Source organism: Streptomyces sp. NPDC046759, assembly GCF_040645475.1.
Taxonomy (GTDB): Bacteria; Actinomycetota; Actinomycetes; order Streptomycetales; family Streptomycetaceae; genus Streptomyces.
Genome location: NZ_JBEYYJ010000085.1, coordinates 1 through 1,312, shown reverse-complemented (window position 1 = coordinate 1,312; position 1,312 = coordinate 1). Strand labels below are relative to the sequence as shown.

The following is a 1,312-nucleotide window of genomic DNA, read 5'->3' as shown; positions in this document are numbered from 1 at the left end:
GGCGGTTTCTAGGGGTCGTCGCAACACGTGGTCGTGTTGATCAGGCCGCGAGCAGTTTATGCAGGCGCTCGGCTGGGGTTTCCCAGCCGAGCGTTTTGCGTGGGCGGCCGTTGAGTTCGGCCGCTACGGCCTCCAGGTCTTTGCGAGTGTGGACCGAGAGGTCGGTGCCTTTGGGGAAGTACTGCCGCAGCAGTCCGTTGGTGTTCTCGTTCGAGCCGCGTTGCCAGGGGCTGGCGGGGTCGCAGAAGTAGACCGGGATGTCGGTGGCGATGCTGAAGGTCTTGTGGGTGGCCATCTCGGCGCCTTGGTCCCAGGTGAGTGAGCGGACCAGGTGTCCGGGCAGCGTCCGGACGGTGTCCACCAGGGCGTCCCGGACATGCTCGGCGCTACGGCCGTCGGGCAGGTGCAGGAGCATTACGTAGCGGGTGGCGCGTTCGACGAGGGTGCCGATGGCCGAGGCGCCGTCCTTGCCGATGATCAGGTCGCCTTCCCAGTGGCCGGGCACTGCCCGGTCTTCGGCCTCGGCGGGACGTTCGCTGATCATGACCATGGGGTCCCGGAAGCGGGGCTGCCGGCTGCGGGTCTGCCGCTGGGGCTTGCGGCGGGTGCGCCCTGAGCGCAGTGCGCGGGCCAGCTCACGGCGCAGTTCCCCGCGGCCCTGGACGTAGAGAGCCTGGTAGACCGTCTCGTGGACCACATGCATCTCCGGCCGGTCGGGAAACTGTGCCTTCAGAGCGTGGCATATCTGTTCCGGGCTCCACCGGCGGTCCAGAGCAGCCTGGACGAAGTCCCGCAGCTCAGGAATCCGGTGGATCTTCCGCGGCTTGGGGCGGGGGCGGCGGCTGTCCGCGCGGGCCTGAGCGGCGTAGGGCCGGTAGTGCCACTGGCCGGTGGTGCCCATGGTGCGGTTGCGGCGGATCTCGCGGCTGATGGTGGACGGACTGCGGCCCAGTTCGGCGGCGATGGCCCTGATGGGTGCTTTCTCCCGTACCCGGTCAGCGATGTAGAGCCGCTCGTCCTGGCTCAGACACCGCTGCGAGGAAGCCGAAGGCGGCGCCACCGGAAGAACCGGTGGCGCCGCCTTGTTCCGGCCGGACGGTCTGCGTCCGTTGCGCCAGCGCCTGCCGGTCTTCGAGTTCACCCCGACGATCCGGCACGCGTCCTCGTTGCTCACGCCCTGCTTCACGAGCTGGAAGTATGCAGCTCGCTCAGCAGAGAGCTTCTTGCGGCCCTGAGGGCTCCGCACCTTCCGAATCTCGAAGTCCATCGCATCCCCTGAACTGGGGTGTTGCGACGACCACTAGAACGGAAG

At 68.1% G+C, this 1,312-nt stretch carries 1 protein-coding gene; it reads right to left on the bottom strand.

Going from position 1 to position 1,312, the window contains the following annotated elements; translation table 11 throughout:
* Positions 1 to 40: 40 nt before the first annotated feature.
* Entirely contained in the window at positions 41 to 1,267 is a 1,227-nt protein-coding gene (locus ABZ919_RS41480; protein ID WP_361259511.1) for an IS30 family transposase, read from the bottom strand.
* Positions 1,268 to 1,312 lie beyond the last annotated feature (45 nt).

What these genes read in the sequence shown, in the direction of transcription:
- ABZ919_RS41480 (WP_361259511.1), bottom strand. Translation starts at nt 1,267, where the DNA reads ATGGACTTCGAGATTCGGAAGGTGCGGAGCCCTCAGGGCCGCAAGAAG.